At 35.8% G+C, this 16,930-nt stretch carries 14 protein-coding genes; all 14 read left to right on the top strand.

Annotation, left to right across the window (positions count from 1 at the left end; all coding sequences use genetic code 11):
* The first annotated feature begins 65 nt into the window (after positions 1 to 65).
* The 14 genes from HEQ28_RS03290 (at position 66) to HEQ28_RS03225 (ending at position 15,961) form a co-directional block, all read left to right on the top strand.
* Positions 66 to 1,112: a PhoH family protein gene (locus HEQ28_RS03290; protein ID WP_434503759.1), complete on the top strand. Its 1,047-nt coding sequence runs from the start codon at positions 66 to 68 to the stop codon at positions 1,110 to 1,112.
* An 8-nt stretch (positions 1,113 to 1,120) separates the two neighbouring features.
* Positions 1,121 to 2,074, top strand: coding sequence for a phosphoribosylaminoimidazolesuccinocarboxamide synthase (locus HEQ28_RS03285; RefSeq protein ID WP_434503758.1), 954 nt, complete (start codon positions 1,121 to 1,123; stop codon positions 2,072 to 2,074).
* 40 nt (positions 2,075 to 2,114) lie between these two features.
* Complete coding sequence (ubiE, locus tag HEQ28_RS03280; RefSeq protein WP_434504416.1) at positions 2,115 to 2,849, top strand: bifunctional demethylmenaquinone methyltransferase/2-methoxy-6-polyprenyl-1,4-benzoquinol methylase UbiE; 735 nt, start codon at positions 2,115 to 2,117, stop codon at positions 2,847 to 2,849.
* A 33-nt stretch (positions 2,850 to 2,882) separates the two neighbouring features.
* Complete coding sequence (locus HEQ28_RS03275; protein WP_434503757.1) at positions 2,883 to 3,626, top strand: shikimate dehydrogenase family protein; 744 nt, start codon at positions 2,883 to 2,885, stop codon at positions 3,624 to 3,626.
* A gap of 18 nt (positions 3,627 to 3,644) precedes the next feature.
* Positions 3,645 to 4,808 carry an AIR synthase-related protein gene (locus HEQ28_RS03270; RefSeq protein WP_434503755.1) on the top strand — a complete coding sequence of 388 codons (1,164 nt, stop codon included), beginning with the start codon at positions 3,645 to 3,647 and terminating at the stop codon, positions 4,806 to 4,808.
* 62 nt (positions 4,809 to 4,870) lie between these two features.
* Entirely contained in the window at positions 4,871 to 5,983 is a 1,113-nt protein-coding gene (gene prfA / locus HEQ28_RS03265) for a peptide chain release factor 1 (RefSeq protein ID WP_434503754.1), read from the top strand.
* Positions 5,984 to 6,010: 27 nt separating this feature from the next.
* Entirely contained in the window at positions 6,011 to 6,835 is an 825-nt protein-coding gene (gene pyrF, locus HEQ28_RS03260) for an orotidine-5'-phosphate decarboxylase (RefSeq protein WP_434503753.1), read from the top strand.
* Positions 6,836 to 6,972: 137 nt separating this feature from the next.
* A complete protein-coding gene (gene lpxD / locus HEQ28_RS03255; RefSeq protein WP_434503752.1) occupies positions 6,973 to 8,013 on the top strand; it encodes a UDP-3-O-(3-hydroxymyristoyl)glucosamine N-acyltransferase in 1,041 nt (346 codons plus the stop codon).
* Between the two features lie 9 nt (positions 8,014 to 8,022).
* On the top strand, positions 8,023 to 9,414 hold the full coding sequence (locus tag HEQ28_RS03250) for a bifunctional UDP-3-O-[3-hydroxymyristoyl] N-acetylglucosamine deacetylase/3-hydroxyacyl-ACP dehydratase (RefSeq protein ID WP_434503751.1): 1,392 nt from the start codon (positions 8,023 to 8,025) through the stop codon (positions 9,412 to 9,414).
* A gap of 7 nt (positions 9,415 to 9,421) precedes the next feature.
* The gene (gene lpxA / locus HEQ28_RS03245) at positions 9,422 to 10,192 is read left to right on the top strand and encodes an acyl-ACP--UDP-N-acetylglucosamine O-acyltransferase (RefSeq protein WP_434503750.1); all 771 of its coding nucleotides are present in this window, start codon (positions 9,422 to 9,424) and stop codon (positions 10,190 to 10,192) included.
* Positions 10,193 to 11,092 carry a tRNA (adenosine(37)-N6)-dimethylallyltransferase MiaA gene (miaA, locus tag HEQ28_RS03240; RefSeq protein WP_434503749.1) on the top strand — a complete coding sequence of 300 codons (900 nt, stop codon included), beginning with the start codon at positions 10,193 to 10,195 and terminating at the stop codon, positions 11,090 to 11,092.
* A 50-nt stretch (positions 11,093 to 11,142) separates the two neighbouring features.
* Positions 11,143 to 13,695 (top strand): transglycosylase domain-containing protein, encoded by a 2,553-nt coding sequence (locus HEQ28_RS03235; RefSeq protein WP_434503748.1) that lies wholly within the window; start codon positions 11,143 to 11,145, stop codon positions 13,693 to 13,695.
* A 53-nt stretch (positions 13,696 to 13,748) separates the two neighbouring features.
* Positions 13,749 to 15,443 (top strand): ATP-dependent DNA helicase, encoded by a 1,695-nt coding sequence (locus tag HEQ28_RS03230; RefSeq protein WP_434503747.1) that lies wholly within the window; start codon positions 13,749 to 13,751, stop codon positions 15,441 to 15,443.
* A gap of 71 nt (positions 15,444 to 15,514) precedes the next feature.
* Positions 15,515 to 15,961, top strand: coding sequence for a hypothetical protein (locus tag HEQ28_RS03225; RefSeq protein ID WP_207154164.1), 447 nt, complete (start codon positions 15,515 to 15,517; stop codon positions 15,959 to 15,961).
* Positions 15,962 to 16,930: the final 969 nt, after the last annotated feature.

The raw sequence follows: 16,930 nt of genomic DNA, 5'->3' as shown, positions 1-16,930 counted from the left end.
CTAAATATTTGGTAATCTCAAAAAAAAACAATAATTTTGCACCTAAAATTTAAGTATCTCACACTTTGATAGAGAAGCATATAGTTCTGGAAGAAATTGACACGGTAGTCTTCTATGGCGTCAATAATAGTCATTTACAAATGATTAAATCACTATTCCCCAAACTCAGGATCGTTGCACGTGATAATGTGATAAGGGTTTTAGGCGATGAGGAGGAAATGGCTAAAATAGAAGAAGACATTGAAACTATGCGTCTGCACGTTTTGAAATACAATTCGATTACAGACGAGGATATTCTTGACATCATAAAAGGAAAGAAAACCAAGTCTGACGCAACTAAAGGTGTATTGGTTTACAATATATCCGGAAGACCTATCAAGAGTCGCTCCGAAAATCAACAAAAACTTATTGACGCATTTGAAAAGACCGACATGACATTTGCTGTTGGTCCTGCTGGAACTGGTAAAACCTATCTTAGTATAGCTTTAGCGGTAAAGGCTTTGAAAGAGAAGACTGCAAAAAAGATTATTTTGAGTCGTCCCGCAGTTGAAGCTGGTGAAAAACTTGGTTTCCTTCCTGGTGACATGAAAGACAAGATCGATCCGTATTTACAACCTCTGTATGATGCTTTGGAAGACATGATTCCTGCGGCAAAATTACAGGACATGATGGAAAAACGTATCATACAGATTGCTCCATTAGCTTTTATGAGAGGTAGAACTCTAAGCGATGCAGTTGTAATTCTTGATGAGGCACAAAACACAACATCTCAACAAATCAGAATGTTTCTGACCAGAATGGGCTCTAGCACAAGAATGATTATAACTGGAGATGTTACACAGATAGACTTACCTAGAGACCAAAGAAGTGGACTCAAGGAAGCACTGAAGATTCTTGAACATGTTGATGGCATTAGTATTGTGAATCTTACTCAAAAGGATATTGTCAGACATAAACTTGTTACTCGCATTGTAAATGCTTATGACAAATATGATAAGGCAAAGGAAAAAGAAAAGGAAGAAAACAATATTAAGAAAGCACAACGACGTGAACACTTTAATGATGAGGAAGAGTTTACGATATTCGAAAAGATTGACAACGATATTAATTAATATTTAAAATGAAGGCTTTAACTAAAACGGATTTCCATTTCGATGGACAGAAGAGTGTTTACCACGGCAAAGTTCGTGACGTTTACAACATTAATGATGACCTCATGGTCATGGTTGCAACAGACAGAATTTCGGCTTTTGACGTAGTCCTGCCAAAAGGTATTCCTTTTAAGGGACAAGTGCTAAACCAGATAGCTGCAAAATTTCTTGATGCAACTAGCGACATCTGTCCAAATTGGAAACTTGCTACACCAGACCCAATGGTTACAGTAGGACTTAAATGTGAAGGATTTCGTGTTGAAATGATTATTCGCTCAATTCTTACAGGAAGTGCATGGCGTTCTTATAGCGAAGGATGCAGAGAACTTTGTGGAGTAAAACTTCCAGACGGAATGAAAGAAAATCAGTATTTCCCAGAGCCAATAGTCACTCCTACTACAAAAGCTGACGAGGGTCATGATATGAATATCTCAAAAGAGGAAATCATCTCTCAAGGTATTGTTTCAAAAGAAGATTATGAGGTAATGGAAGACTACACTAAGAAGCTATTTAAGCGTGGTCAGGAAATTGCCAAGAAACAAGGACTTATTCTTGTTGATACAAAATATGAATTCGGAAAGCGTGATGATAAGGTTTACTTAATTGATGAGATTCATACTCCAGATTCAAGCCGTTATTTTTATGCTGATGGATATGAAAGAAAATTCAATGCTGGTGAGCCTCAGAAACAGCTTTCTAAAGAGTTCGTTCGTCAATGGCTTATCGAACACAATTTCATGAATGAGCCAGGTCAGACAATGCCTGAAATTACTGACGAATATGCAGAAAGCGTTAGCCTGAGATATATTGAACTTTATGAGCATATTACTGGTGAGAAGCTTGACAAGTCTGTAGATTCAGAAGATATTTCTGCTAGAATTGAGAAGAACGTATCTGAGTATCTCAAAATTGCAAAACACTAAATAGCTTAAAAATAGTTAGTGGTGTACATAATACTAAATGATGTATAAACAAGAGAAGATAAAGCCTTATGGCAGAGACGAAGACAAGGGCAAATTAGTTGAACAGATGTTTGATAATATTGCCCCAACTTATGACGCTCTAAATCATAGGCTCTCATGGGACATAGACAAAGGATGGCGTAAAAAAGCTATAAAACAGTTGGCGCCTTTCAAGCCTATGAACATTTTAGATATAGCGACAGGAACCGGTGACTTTGCAATTTTATCTGCAAAGATGCTGGAGCCTGAAGCTCTTGTTGGAGCTGATATTTCAGAAGGAATGATGAATGTCGGCAGACAAAAAGTCCTAAAGGAAGGATTGCAAGATGTTATTTCGTTTAAAAAAGAAGATTGTTTAAACCTTTCTTTCGAAAATGACACATTTGATGCTGTAACTGCATCTTTTGGAATTCGTAATTTTCAGGACTTAGATAAGGGCTTATGCGAAATGTATAGAGTACTCAAAAAAGGTGGACACCTGAGTATTGTAGAACTCACCCAACCTGTTGGTTTCCCAATGCATCAGTTATTTAAGATATACTCACATACTATTCTTCCGACTTATGGAAAGCTAATCTCAAAAGATTGCAACGCATACGAGTATTTAACAGCTACAATAGAAGCTTTCCCACAAGGGGAAGTGATGTTGGAAATATTACATAAGGCCGGTTTTGAAAAGGCTAGTTTCAAGCGATTGACATTTGGTATATGCACAATGTATTTCGCTACTAAATAAAAGCTATTATTATTTTTCTTAAACATCACAAATATGGATAAATATGGATTAATAGGTATGCCACTGGGGCATTCGTTTTCTATTGGCTATTTCAATGAAAAGTTCGAGAACGAAAATATCAATGCTAAGTATATCAATTTTGAGATACCTAACATTGAGACAATGCCTGAGATTATAGCATCCAATCCTGAACTGAAAGGACTTAATGTAACTATCCCTTATAAAGAGAAAGTTATTAATTATCTTGATGAAATCAGTCCAGAAGCAAAGGCTATAGGTGCTGTAAATGTTATCCGTATTTCACATAAGGGTAAGAATACGATTCTAAAAGGATTTAATAGTGATGTTATTGGATTCACGAGGAGTATTGAACCTTTAATTGAAAAATGTCATAAGAAGGCTTTAATTTTAGGTACCGGCGGTGCATCAAAGGCTATTAATTATGGTTTGAAGTCTTTAGGACTTGAAACCCTTTTTGTAAGTAGAAGTGAACGCCCTAATGCTATTCAGTATAATAAAATTACACCCGAACTTATTAAGGAATATAATGTAGTAGTGAATTGTACCCCATGCGGAATGTATCCACGTGCAGACGAATGTCCTGATTTGCCATACGAATATATGGATAATCATACGCTATTGTATGATTTAATATATAATCCAGACATGACATTGTTTATGCAAAAAGGGGCAAAACAAGGCGCTACTGTAAAAAATGGTTTAGAAATGCTGTTATTGCAGGCCTTTGCCAGTTGGGAATTTTGGAACGAAGATTGATAATGATATATAAATATTATGGATAATAGATATATGATGCGCGGTGTATCCGCTGCAAAAGAGGATGTGCATAATGCGATCAAAAATATAGATAAGGGAATCTTTCCACAGGCATTCTGTAAAGTAATTCCTGATATTCTAGGTGGAGATCCTGAATATTGCAATATTATGCATGCAGATGGAGCAGGTACAAAATCGTCGCTTGCATACATGTATTGGAAAGAAACTGGAGATTTGGATGTTTGGAAAGGTATCGCCCAAGATGCAATCGTAATGAATACAGACGATTTACTTTGTATTGGTGCTGTAGACAACATTCTTGTATCAAGTACAATTGGAAGAAACAAGATGTTGATTCCTGGTGACTTGATATCTGCTATTATAAACGGTACTGATGAACTTTTAGCAGAAATGCGTAATATGGGCATCGGTATTTATCCAACCGGAGGCGAAACTGCTGATGTCGGTGATCTTGTAAGAACTATTATTGTTGATTCTACAGTAACTTGCAGAATGAAGCGCAGTGATGTTATTGACAATGCAAACATACGTCCTGGTGATGTTATTGTTGGATTGAGTTCTACTGGTCAGGCAACATACGAGAAGAAGTATAATGGAGGTATGGGAAGTAATGGACTTACCAGTGCTAGACATGATGTATTCTCAAAATATCTTGCAGAAAAATTCCCAGAGAGCTATGACCATGCTGTCCCTGAAGAATTAGTTTTCAGTGGTAAATATAAATTAACTGATGCTGTAGAAGGTAGTCCTTTGAACGCTGGAGAATTAGTACTCTCTCCTACCCGTACTTATGCGCCAGTTATTAAGAAAATACTTGATAAGCTACGTCCAGAAATTCATGGTATGGTGCATTGTACCGGTGGTGCACAAACCAAAGTGTTACATTTCGTAAGCGATAACTGTAAAGTTATTAAGGATAACATGTTCCCTATTCCACCATTATTCAGAGCGATAAAAGAGTGTTCTGGAACTGATTGGAAAGAAATGTATCAAGTCTTCAATATGGGACATAGAATGGAGATATATGTTAAACCAGAATTTGCTGATGAGATAATCAAAATTAGCAAAGAGTTTAACATTGATGCACAAATTGTAGGTCACATTGAAGAAGGAAAGAAGAGTCTGACAATTAAGTCAGAATTCGGAACTTATGAATATTAAAATAAAGGTTGCAAAACCTTTAGGATAATATATCACAAAAAGATAACAACTAATATACATATATGCCAGATAATAATAACATATTAGAGAAATTAGACGGACTTGAGAGCCGTTTCGAAGAAGTCAGTACACTTATCACTGATCCTGATGTAATAGCAGATCAATCACGATATGTAAAACTCACAAAGGAATGGAAAGACCTTGGTGACCTAATGAATGCACGTAAGGAGTATCTTGCTTGCCTGAATTCTATCAAGGAAGCAAAAGATATTCTTACAAATGAGAATGAAGTTGACATGAAAGAAATGGCTCGTGAGGAATTGCAAGAAAATGAAACTCTACAACCACAAATTGAAGAGAAAATCAAAATGCTTTTAGTTCCTAAAGATCCTGAAGACGCTAAAAATGTCCAAATGGAAATTAGAGCTGGTGCTGGTGGTGATGAAGCTGCATTATTTGCAGGTGATTTATTCAACATGTATAAAAGATATAGCGATATAAAGGGCTGGAATCTTATTATTACTGATATATCTGAAGGTGCTGTCGGTGGATACAAGGAGATTGATTTCGTAATTAATGGACCAGATGTGTATGGCACTATGAAATATGAAAGTGGTGTGCATCGTGTGCAACGTGTGCCATCTACAGAATCTCAAGGTAGAATGCAGACAAGTGCTGCCACTGTTGCAGTGTTGCCTGAAGCTGACAAATTTGAAGTTAACATCAATGAAGGTAACGTCAAATGGGACACATTCCGTTCTAGTGGTGCTGGTGGTCAGAACGTTAACAAGGTGGAATCTGGAGTAAGATTGCGTTATCCTTGGAAAAATCCAAATACAGGCGAAGTAGAAGAGATTCTTATTGAATGTACTGAGACACGTGACCAGCCAAAGAATAAGGAACGTGCTTTAAGTCGTTTGTATACTTTCATCCATGATCGTGAACATCAGAAATATGTAGACGATATTGCTAGCAGAAGAAAAAGTCTTGTATCAACAGGTGACCGTTCTGCAAAAATTCGAACATATAATTTCCCACAGGGACGTGTCACAGATCATCGTATCGGTTTTACAACCCATGACCTTCAGGGATTTCTTGGTGGAAACATTCAAGAGATGATAGATGCCTTAACAGTGGCTGAAAATGCCGAGAAACTTAAGGCCGAAAGTTTGTAAATATAAGAATCAAAAGAGTTACTTATTATGAATAGAACGGATTTAGTAAAGCAGATATTCAATAAAAAAAGTTTTTTGTGTGTTGGCCTTGATGTCGATATGAATAAAATACCTAAACATTTATTGAAAGAAGAAGATCCGATATTTGCTTTTAATAAAGCCATCATTGATGCTACTGCTGAATATTGTGTAGCATATAAACCAAATTTGGCTTTTTACGAATGCTATGGTATTAAAGGTATGATCGCTTTTGAGCGCACCATAAGTTATTTAAAGTCAGCATATCCTGATCATTTTATTATAGCAGATGCTAAACGAGGTGATATAGGTAATACTAGCACAATGTATGCTAAAACATTTTTTGAAGAATATAATTTAGATGCTTTGACTGTTGCTCCTTATATGGGTGAGGACAGTGTTAAACCATTTCTAGAATATAAAGATAAATGGGTTATATTATTGGCTCTTACTAGCAATAAGGGAAGCCATGATTTCCAACTTATTGAGGATAAAAATGGTGAAAGACTCTTTGAAAAAGTATTGAGTAAAAGTCAGGAATGGGGAAATGAAGATAACATGATGTATGTTGTTGGTGCAACACAAGGAAAAATGTTTGAAGACATTCGCAAAATTGCACCTAATCATTTCTTGTTAGTTCCTGGTGTCGGTGCTCAAGGAGGTAGTTTGCAGGAAGTATGCCAATATGGAATGATAAAGGATTGCGGATTACTTGTAAATTCTTCACGTGGTATAATTTTTGCCAGCAATGGCACTGATTATGCAGATGTAGCTGCGGTAAAGGCTCATGATATTCAGCTAGAAATGGCTAACGAACTATCAAAGCTTGCATAAACTCATCTTCAGTCATATTACAATGTGTATTCTATGACTATCACAGCATTAAAAATCAAATAATATCTTAGTTATTAACTATAACTGAATAAAAATTGCTATATTTGCAAAATTATTATAGAATTTGATATATAAATATGGAATTTACAGCAAAACAAATAGCCCAATTTATTCAGGGTAGTATTGAGGGTGATGAAAACGTAACAATCAATACATTTGCAAAAATAGAGGAAGGTGTACCGGGAGCAATCTCATTCCTTTCGAACCCCAAATATACTCATTACATTTATGATACAAAGTCATCAGTAGTTCTTGTTGATGAAACTTTAATATTAGATAAGCCTGTCGAAGCCACTATAATTCGTGTAGCCAATGCTCGTGATTGCGTGGCAAAGCTACTACAGATGTACGACGCAGCTATGCGCCCTAAAAAGAATGGTATTAATTCTTTAGCTTTCATCTCTCCTACTGCTCAAATTGGCAAGGATGTATATATTGGAGCCTTTGCATGTATAGGTGACGGAGCTGTTGTTGGTGACGGATGCCAAATATATCCGAATACAGTCATTGGAGACAATGTAAAATTGGGCAATGATTGTATCATATATCCAAACGTTACTATTTATATAGGATGTAAATTAGGAAACAGTGTAACTATCCATTCAGGAAGCGTTATTGGCGCTGACGGTTTTGGATTTGCTCCTAATGGAAAGGATGGATATGACAAAATTCCACAAATAGGGATAGTAACTATCGAGGATGATGTTGAAATTGGTGCTAACACATGTGTAGACCGCTCTACTATGGGCAGTACTGTTATACGCAGAGGTGTCAAATTAGACAATCTTATACAAATAGGACACAACGTTGAAGTTGGTGAAAATACTGTAATGTCAGCACAAGTTGGTATTGCAGGCAGCACAAAGGTTGGTCAATGGTGTATGTTTGGAGGTCAAGTTGGTATAGCTGGACATATTGAGATTGGTGATAAAGTATTTCTAGGTGCAAAAAGTGGTATTATCGGCAATCTAAAAAGTAATCAAATGCTTATAGGAACTCCTCCAATGAGTAAACTTTCTTATTTTAAGTCACAAGCCTTGGTTCAGAAATTGCCTGAAATATATAAGGAATTGGCAGATTTAAAAAGAGAAGTTGCAGAACTTAAAAAACAAAAATAACGATAAGATATGGAAACTACAAAGCAAACAACTCTAAAGGGTAGTTTTTCTCTCTTTGGAAAAGGATTGCATACTGGATTAGATCTTACGGTTACATTTAATCCTGCTCCAGAAAATACTGGATATAAAATTCAGAGAATAGACGTTGATGGACAACCAATTATAGATGCTATTGCAGAAAATGTGGTTGATACTCAAAGAGGTACAGTCCTTGCAAAAGGTGATGTAAAGGTTTCTACAATAGAGCATGGTATGGCTGCTCTTTATGCTTCAGGCATAGATAATTGCCTTATCCAAGTAAACGGACCAGAATTTCCTATATTGGATGGTTCTGCAGCAATGTACATCCAGAAAATCAAAGAAATTGGCACTGTAGAGCAGAATGCTGCTAAAGATTATTATATCATTCGCCATAAATTAGAAATAAAGGATGAAGAAACAGGTTCTGTTATAACTATTCTTCCTGATGATCAGTTTAGTTTAACAGCAATGTGCTCTTTTAATTCTAAGTTTATCAATAGTCAATTTGCAACACTTGATAATACAAGTACTTTCGATGAAGAAATTGCTGCTGCAAGAACTTTTGTTTTTGTACGTGATATTGTTCCTTTGCTTGAAGCTAATTTAATTAAAGGTGGCGATTTAGATAATGCGATTGTTATATACGAACGTGAGGTTAGTCAAGAGAAACTTGATCGTCTTGCTGACGTATTGAAAGTTCCTCACATGAATGCCACTAAAGTTGGTTACATTCAGCATAAGCCACTTATGTGGGAAAACGAATGCACACGTCATAAACTTCTTGATATTATCGGTGATATGGCTCTTATAGGTAAACCTATTAAGGGTAGAATTATAGCTACAAGACCTGGTCATACGATCAACAATAAGTTTGCCAGACTTATGCGTAAAGAAATACGCAAGCACGAAGTTCAAGCTCCGATATATAATCCTAATGATGAGCCTATTATGGACAATATTCGCATTCGCGAATTGTTGCCACATAGATATCCTATGCAGCTAGTGGATAAAATTACATCTATTGGCTCAACAAGCATCGTTGGCGTAAAAAATGTAACGGCTAATGAACCATTTTTTACAGGTCACTTCCCTAACGAACCAGTTATGCCAGGTGTTTTAATGATTGAGGCTATGGCTCAATGTGGTGGTCTGTTGGTTCTTAGCCAACTTGAAAACCCAGAGAGATATTCAACATATTTTTTGAAAATTGACGATGTGAAGTTTCGCCAGAAGGTTGTTCCAGGAGACACTTTACTATTTAGAGTTGAACTTTTAAGCCCTGTAAGACACGGCATAAGTTCAATGAAAGGATATATGTTTGTTGGAGATCAAGTTGTTTCCGAAGCAACATTTACAGCACAAATAGTAAAAAATAAGTAATTTATATATGAATCAAATTAGTCCACTTGCCTTTGTTCATCCCGAGGCAAAATTAGGAGATAATAATATTATTGGCCCGTTCTGTTATATTGACCGTGATACAGTCATTGGTGATAACAATATAATGCAGAACAGCGTAACAGTCAGTGTTGGTGCACGAATTGGTAATGGAAATGAATTTTTCCCAGGTACCAGCATTTCAACAAAACCTCAGGATTTAAAATTCAACGGAGAGATTACAACGTGTCAAATTGGTGACAACAATAGTATACGTGAAAATGTAACCATTTCAAGAGGTACTGCATCTAAAGGAACAACAATAGTTGGAAGCAATAATTTGCTTATGGAGAATATGCATGTTGCTCATGATTGTTTGTTGGGAAATGGATTGATAATCGGAAATTCTACTAAATTGGCTGGCGAAGTTACTATTGATGATAATGCCATTATAAGTGCTGCTGTATTATGCCACCAGTTTGGTCATATTGGTGGATATGTTATGGTTCAAGGTGGAAGTCGTTTTTCTCAAGATATACCTCCATATATTATTGTAGGTAAATTTCCTGTAAAATATTGTGGATTAAATCTTATTGGACTGAGACGTAGAGGATTTAGCAACGAGTTGATCGAGCATATTCATTCAGCTTACAGATTACTATATTCAAAAGGCATCATAGCTGAAGGTATTGATGAAATAAAGAAAAATCTACAAATCACTCCTGAAATCCAATATATAATAGATTTTGTAGAAACCTCTAAACGAGGCATTATCAGATAGATGAAAACTCTCGTTGTTGTTCTTGGACCCACTGGCGTTGGAAAGACTGAATTATGTCTGAACATAGCCAAACATCTAGAATCACCTATTATTAATGCTGATTCTAGACAGATATTTGCCGAGATGCCAATTGGCACAGCGGCTCCAACCCAAAAACAACAACGTGATGTTTTGCATTATTTTGTTGGTAATCACAGTGTTACTGATTATTATAGCGCAGCCATGTTTGAAGAGGATGCTATCAATTTGATAGATCAGCTCTTCAAAGATAAACACGATAGTTTGTTAATGTCAGGTGGAAGCATGATGTATATCGATGCTGTTTGCAAAGGTATTGATGACATCCCTACTATCGATGAAGTTACTAGGGAAAAATTAAAAAATGATTTTGAAAAAAACGGGTTGGATAAACTCGTTGAGCAGTTAAAAGTATTGGACCCTGAGCATTGGAATATTGTAGATAAAAAAAATCCACGCAGGGTTATACATGCTTTGGAAATCTGTTTAATGACAGGGAAAACATATACATCTTTTAGACGAAACACACATAAGGACCGACCATTTAATATTTTAAAAATCGGATTAAATCGTGATCGTGAAGAGTTATATGAAAGAATCAATAATCGTGTTTTAGAGATGATTGATTCAGGGCTTATAGATGAAACATTAAAACTGTATGACTTCCGACATTTAAATTCACTGAACACTGTAGGCTATAAGGAAATTATAGATTATCTAGATGGATTGTTAACACTAGATGAAGCCATCAGACAGATTCAATCAAATACACGCAGGTACATGCGCAAACAACTTACATGGTTTAAACGAGACGAGACTATTAAATGGTTTAACCCAGACAACGTTGAAGAAATTTTAAAATACATAGACAAAAACGTGTAAGTATTAATATATTTATTACATTTGCACCATAAAAAGATAATTATAGAATTATGAATAAGATAAAAAGATTATTTAAATGGAGTCTGCGTTGTGCTCACCATTTCTGGCCGTGGTACAAATCCCTTTATAAAGGGCGCGCTTGGTATACGAAGACAATGGTAGGCTTCCTTTCATGCATTGTAGCATTTATTATCTATCTGGGAATGGTAGATATGAACTTTCTTTGGTTGTTTGGTAGATCACCAGGCTATTTTTCTGGTATCCTAGATCCTGAAACCAGTGAAGCTTCTGAAATTTACAGTGCAGATGGTAAACTTATCGGTAAATATTTTAATGAGAATAGAACTCCTGTAAAATATGAAGAAGTAAATCCTAAATTCTTCAAGGCACTGATTGATACAGAGGATGAGCGTTTCTACAAGCACATGGGAATTGATCCTATTGGATTGTTTGGTGCGATGAAAGATGCTATACTGCATCATGATGGTCGTGGAGCGTCTACGATTACGCAACAGCTTGCCAAAAATATGTTCCGTGTGAGATCACAGTACTCTTCTGGAATTTTGGGAAGAATACCTGGATTGAAAATCCTTGTTGTTAAGAGTAAGGAATGGATTATTGCAACAAAACTTGAGACAGTATATTCTAAGAAAGAGATTATCACAATGTATGCCAATACAGTTGATTTCGGATCAAATTCTTATGGTATCAAAACTGCTGCCAAAACATACTATAACACGACACCTAGAAATCTTAGTACTGATCAAGTTGCGGTATTGGTTGGAATGTTGAAGGCAACATCATACTATAATCCAAAGACTAATCCTGAGAATTGTATTAAGAGACGTAACACAGTGCTAAACAACATGGTAACTCATGGTGATTTAAGTCGCACTGAAATGGATTCTTTAAAGGAATTACCAATAAAACTTGACTTTAAGATTGAAGAGAATTATGATGGTCAGGCAAAGTACTTCCGTGAAGCAATTGCAACTTACCTAAAAAGTTGGTGTGATGAAAATGGATATGACCTCTACTCTAGCGGTTTAAAGATATATACTACTGTTGATTCTCGTATGCAGAAATATGCTGAAGAAGCTGCCCAAAAGCAGATGAAACAAGTTCAGCAGAATTTTAATAACCATTGGGATATATATCGCAATCAAAGTTCAAATTGGCTGCGTCAGGAACCTTGGCAAGATGAAAATCACAAGGTCATTCCTAATTTCATACAGAACATAGCGCAGCATCAGCCTTTCTATAAAGCGTTGTTGAATCGTTTTCCACATAACCCAGACTCTGTAAATTACTATTACAAAGAATGGAAGCATCCTGTGAAAGTGTTTGATTATGACAAGGGAGAAATTACAAAGGTTATGACTTCCGAGGATTCAATCAAATATATGACAACATTTATGCACTGTGCATTTGTTGCAATGGAACCTCAATCTGGAGCTGTCAAAGCATGGGTCGGTGATATAGATTTCAATTCTTGGAAATATGACAAGGCTACAGCTATGCGTCAACCAGGTTCTACATTTAAGCTCTTTGTTTATACAGAGGCAATGAATCAAGGACTTACACCATGTGATAAGCGCAGAGATGAATATATTTCTATGCAAGTATATGATAAGTTAAAGCACAAGGTTGTTACATGGACACCAGGTAATGCGAATGGTTCTTTCAGTGGTGATTCAATGCCTCTAAAGAGTGCGTTTGCAAAGAGTGTCAATTCTGTCGCAGTACGTCTTGGACAAGAAATGGGCATTAAACGAATCATGGAAACTGCCAAGAAGATGGGTATCAATAGCCCTCTTGATGATACACCTTCGTTAGCATTAGGATCTAGTGATGTGAATCTTCTTGAAATGGTCAATGCATATTGCGTTGTCGCTGATAATGGTAAGCATCATGATCCTGTATTGGTTACAAGAATTGTTGACAAAGATGGTAATGAAGTTTACGTAGGACCAACAAAGAGTGAGCAGGTCATACCTTACAAGAGTGCTTTCTTGATGCAGCAGATGTTGCAGGGAGGTATGCGCGAAGCAGGAGGTACATCACAGTCTCTTTGGGGATATGTTGGTGACTACAGAGATACAGAATTTGGTGGTAAGACAGGAACAAGTAATAATCACTCTGATGCATGGTTTATGGGCGTAAGTCCTAAACTTGTTGTGGGTGCATGGGTTGGTGGAGAATATCGATGCATCCACTTCCGAACGGGAGCTTTGGGGCAAGGATCGCGAACGGCATTGCCGATTTGTGGCTATTTCTTACAAGCACTGTTTAAAGATCCTGCATTCCAGCGATATCACGGTAAGTTTGATAAACCTCATGATGACGACATTACAAGAGATATGTATACATGTCAGAGTTATTATCAACCGGTTAAGAAAGATACAGCACGACGTGATAGTGTGATTACTGAAGAGGAAATACTTTTAGATGAAAATGGAAATCCTATTACTGGAAATTCAGAATCAGATGACGAGAGTACAACTCCAAAGGCAAGTAAGGTAACTGACAAGTCTATCAAATCGGTCGAGCCAAAAAAGAAACATAAGGCTACAGAACAGCAAGTGAATCTTGATAACTTGTAATTAATTTATTCAAAATAGAAAATATCGAGAACATAGATATAGATAATCTGGAGTTGCAGAATGCGCTCCAGATTATTAATTTTACCCATCGCTCACTTTTCTTAACAGGAAAGGCTGGGACGGGTAAATCTACTTTTTTGCGTTATATTGCAAATACGACAAAAAAGAAACATATAATACTTGCGCCTACTGGAATAGCAGCTATCAATGCAGGGGGTGCAACGCTGCATAGTTTTTTCAAGTTGCCATTCTATCCTTTGCTTCCTGATGATGTTAAGTTTTCTATCAGAAATATACGTAATACATTAAAGTATAATTCTGAGAAAATAAAACTTATCCAAGAGGTTGAACTAATCATTATTGATGAAATAAGTATGGTTAGATCGGATATCATCGATTTCATTGATAAGGTTTTACGCATATATTGTAGGAACATGAGAGAGCCATTTGGTGGAAAACAAATGCTCTTTGTTGGTGATATCTACCAGCTGGAACCTGTTTTAAAAGAGGATGAATGGAAAATATTACAACCCTATTACCCATCAAAATTCTTCTTTGATGCAAAGATATTCCGTAGTTTCCAACTAATATCTATTGAATTAAAAAAGGTATATAGACAAACCGATCCGTTATTTATTGATATTCTTGATCGCATCCGCACTTCAAACATTAAGAAAGCAGACCTGGATATCTTAAACAAAAGAGTGGGCAAAGAACTGGATGAAAAAGATTCCAGCCTTGCTATTACTTTATCAACAAGAAGAGACACTGTAGATTTCATTAATAATGAGAAACTGAAGCTGATTGATGAAGAACCTACCATGTTTTATGGAATCATTAACGGTGAGTTTCCTCAAAGTAGCCTCCCCACTCCAATTGAACTCGAACTTAAACTTGGCGCTCAAATTCTGTTTATTAAAAATGACATAAAGAAGCGTTGGGTAAATGGCACGTTAGGTACAGTTATTGGACTTGACTGCGCAGACGATGGTTATATTTTGATCCGAACAGAGAATGGTAATGATGTCGAGGTAGAACAGGAAATTTGGAGTAACGTAAAATATACCTTTAATGCCAAAGAAAAGAAAATTGAAGAAGATGAAATTGGCACATATAGACAGTTCCCACTCAGACTTGCATGGGCAATAACGGTACACAAAAGTCAAGGATTGACATTTTCCCGAGTGAAGATTGATTTTACTGGTGGCGTATTTGCAGGTGGACAAGCTTATGTAGCCCTATCTAGATGCACGTCAATGGAAGGTATCAGTCTAAAGGAACCTATAAGATGGGAAGATATTTTCATTAGAAAAGAAGTCGTTAACTTTGCTAAGGGATATAATGACGATGTTATACTCAACACCGCCTTAAAACAAAGCAAAGCTGATAAACAATACCATGATACTGTCATAGCTTTTGACAATGGAAATATGCAGTCCGCACTAGATAATTTCTTTCTTGCAATACATAGCAGATATGATATTGAAAAACCATCTGTTATCAGATACATCCGCAAAAAGCTGAATTTAATCAACGAATTGAAAAGACAGAATGATGTATTAACTGAAAATATAAAAAAGAGAGAGAAATTTCTTAAAAAACTTGCTGTTGAATATGTCATCATGGCTAAGGAATGTGAAGCTGCGAATATGAAAGAAGCTGCTATCAAAAATTATCAAAAAGCCCTTGAACTATATCCAACCATATCTGAGGCTAAGAAAAAATTGACTAAATTAATGAATGAATAAAAAATAAGGTCAAAAAAATTTTGATATCTCTTTCCTTTCTCTTACCTTTGCTAACAATTAAATTATCAAATATGAAACCAACAGAACAGACCACTCAGCAGATCGAGAGATTCATCCATAAAATAGCTCAGAAGTTTCCTGAGAATGAAGATCCTTCATTATTAACTGATATACATATTATTGTCAGTCAGGATAGTGGTGAGATGCTTGCTTTTGATGATGATGATGTGGAAATTACTCGTTGTGTTGTTGAGCAGTGGATTGAGAATAAAGATGATGATTTTTATGATCAGATAACAAATATCTTCCGCTCTATTTTACATGATAATAGTAAAATTGTTGATAACTTTGGTTTATTGAAGCCATATAGCTTTGTGCTTGAAAATGATGACAACGAAAACATCGCAGAACTATACCTTGCTGATGATGAAACTGTTATTCTTGGTGGTGATTTAATGGAAGGTTTGAACCAAGATTTGGATGACTTCCTTGATAATTTGATTAAAGAACGTGATTAAAGGTTGATTTGTTATTTGAGAATTTTAAAGTTACCTTGTCTTTTTAATTCATGTTATGACTGTTGGTCGTAATCCAATTACTTTGTGTATTAAAAGATTCTTCGATTAAGAAAAAGAAGACACTTGAAGTTCTCAAAACCCCTAGTCCACTTTATCAAAAGATGCTAGCAATATTATAGTTTATAACTAAATTAATTTGTACACTTTTATTGTGCCAATTAAATACTTTATATTTAGCTATTAAAGTAGTCGGCGAAGCAGAAAGCTACTTGATAAAATAAAAAGATTCATCGCTAATTTAGCAGGTAAACCTTCCCTAAATTGAAAAAGTTTCCAGAAAAAAAGAAAATTTACCTACACTACCTACATTTTTGACTTAAATAATTACTAGTCAATAGATTAAGGCATGTATAAGAGTGCCTTTTCCTACATCTTTCCTACATGATTCCTACATTATTAGCACGTATTTGTCCCTAAAACGGTGGATTTAGCCCCAATCGCAATACGAAAGTCGCTTTTGTTTCTTGGACCATTAGGTCATGTTTTCATCAGTAATGCAAATCAGAATGGTGCCTTTCATAAGAATTGTAAATAAAGGAATCTCATTTATCTTTGTAAATGTAATATAGCTACCAAACTAATTTGTAAATACATTTCACCATATCAATTTTTTCAGTAAAGGATTTCAGAATATGTAAAGGCTATCGGTAGCGTTTTTTAGAAATGTATAGTGTTTCAGTATGCATAACTACGAATATGTATACAGATTCTGTCATAGTCAAAATGCATAAAGCGCAACGAGAATAAAATCGCCTTTTTCGGAATGCTTTTGAGTGATAAGGCCCTAATCACTCGGTAAAGCATGTAGGATAGCAGAGTGATTAGGGCCTAATCACTCCCTAAAATGTATAAGAACGGACTCTTATACATTAGCTAACGTATTGTATAACAATGCGTTTCGCCAAATCA

Origin of the sequence: Prevotella sp., from assembly GCF_051059605.1 — a bacterium.
Taxonomy (GTDB): Bacteria; Bacteroidota; Bacteroidia; order Bacteroidales; family Bacteroidaceae; genus Prevotella.
This window is presented reverse-complemented; position numbering and strand designations above follow the sequence as displayed.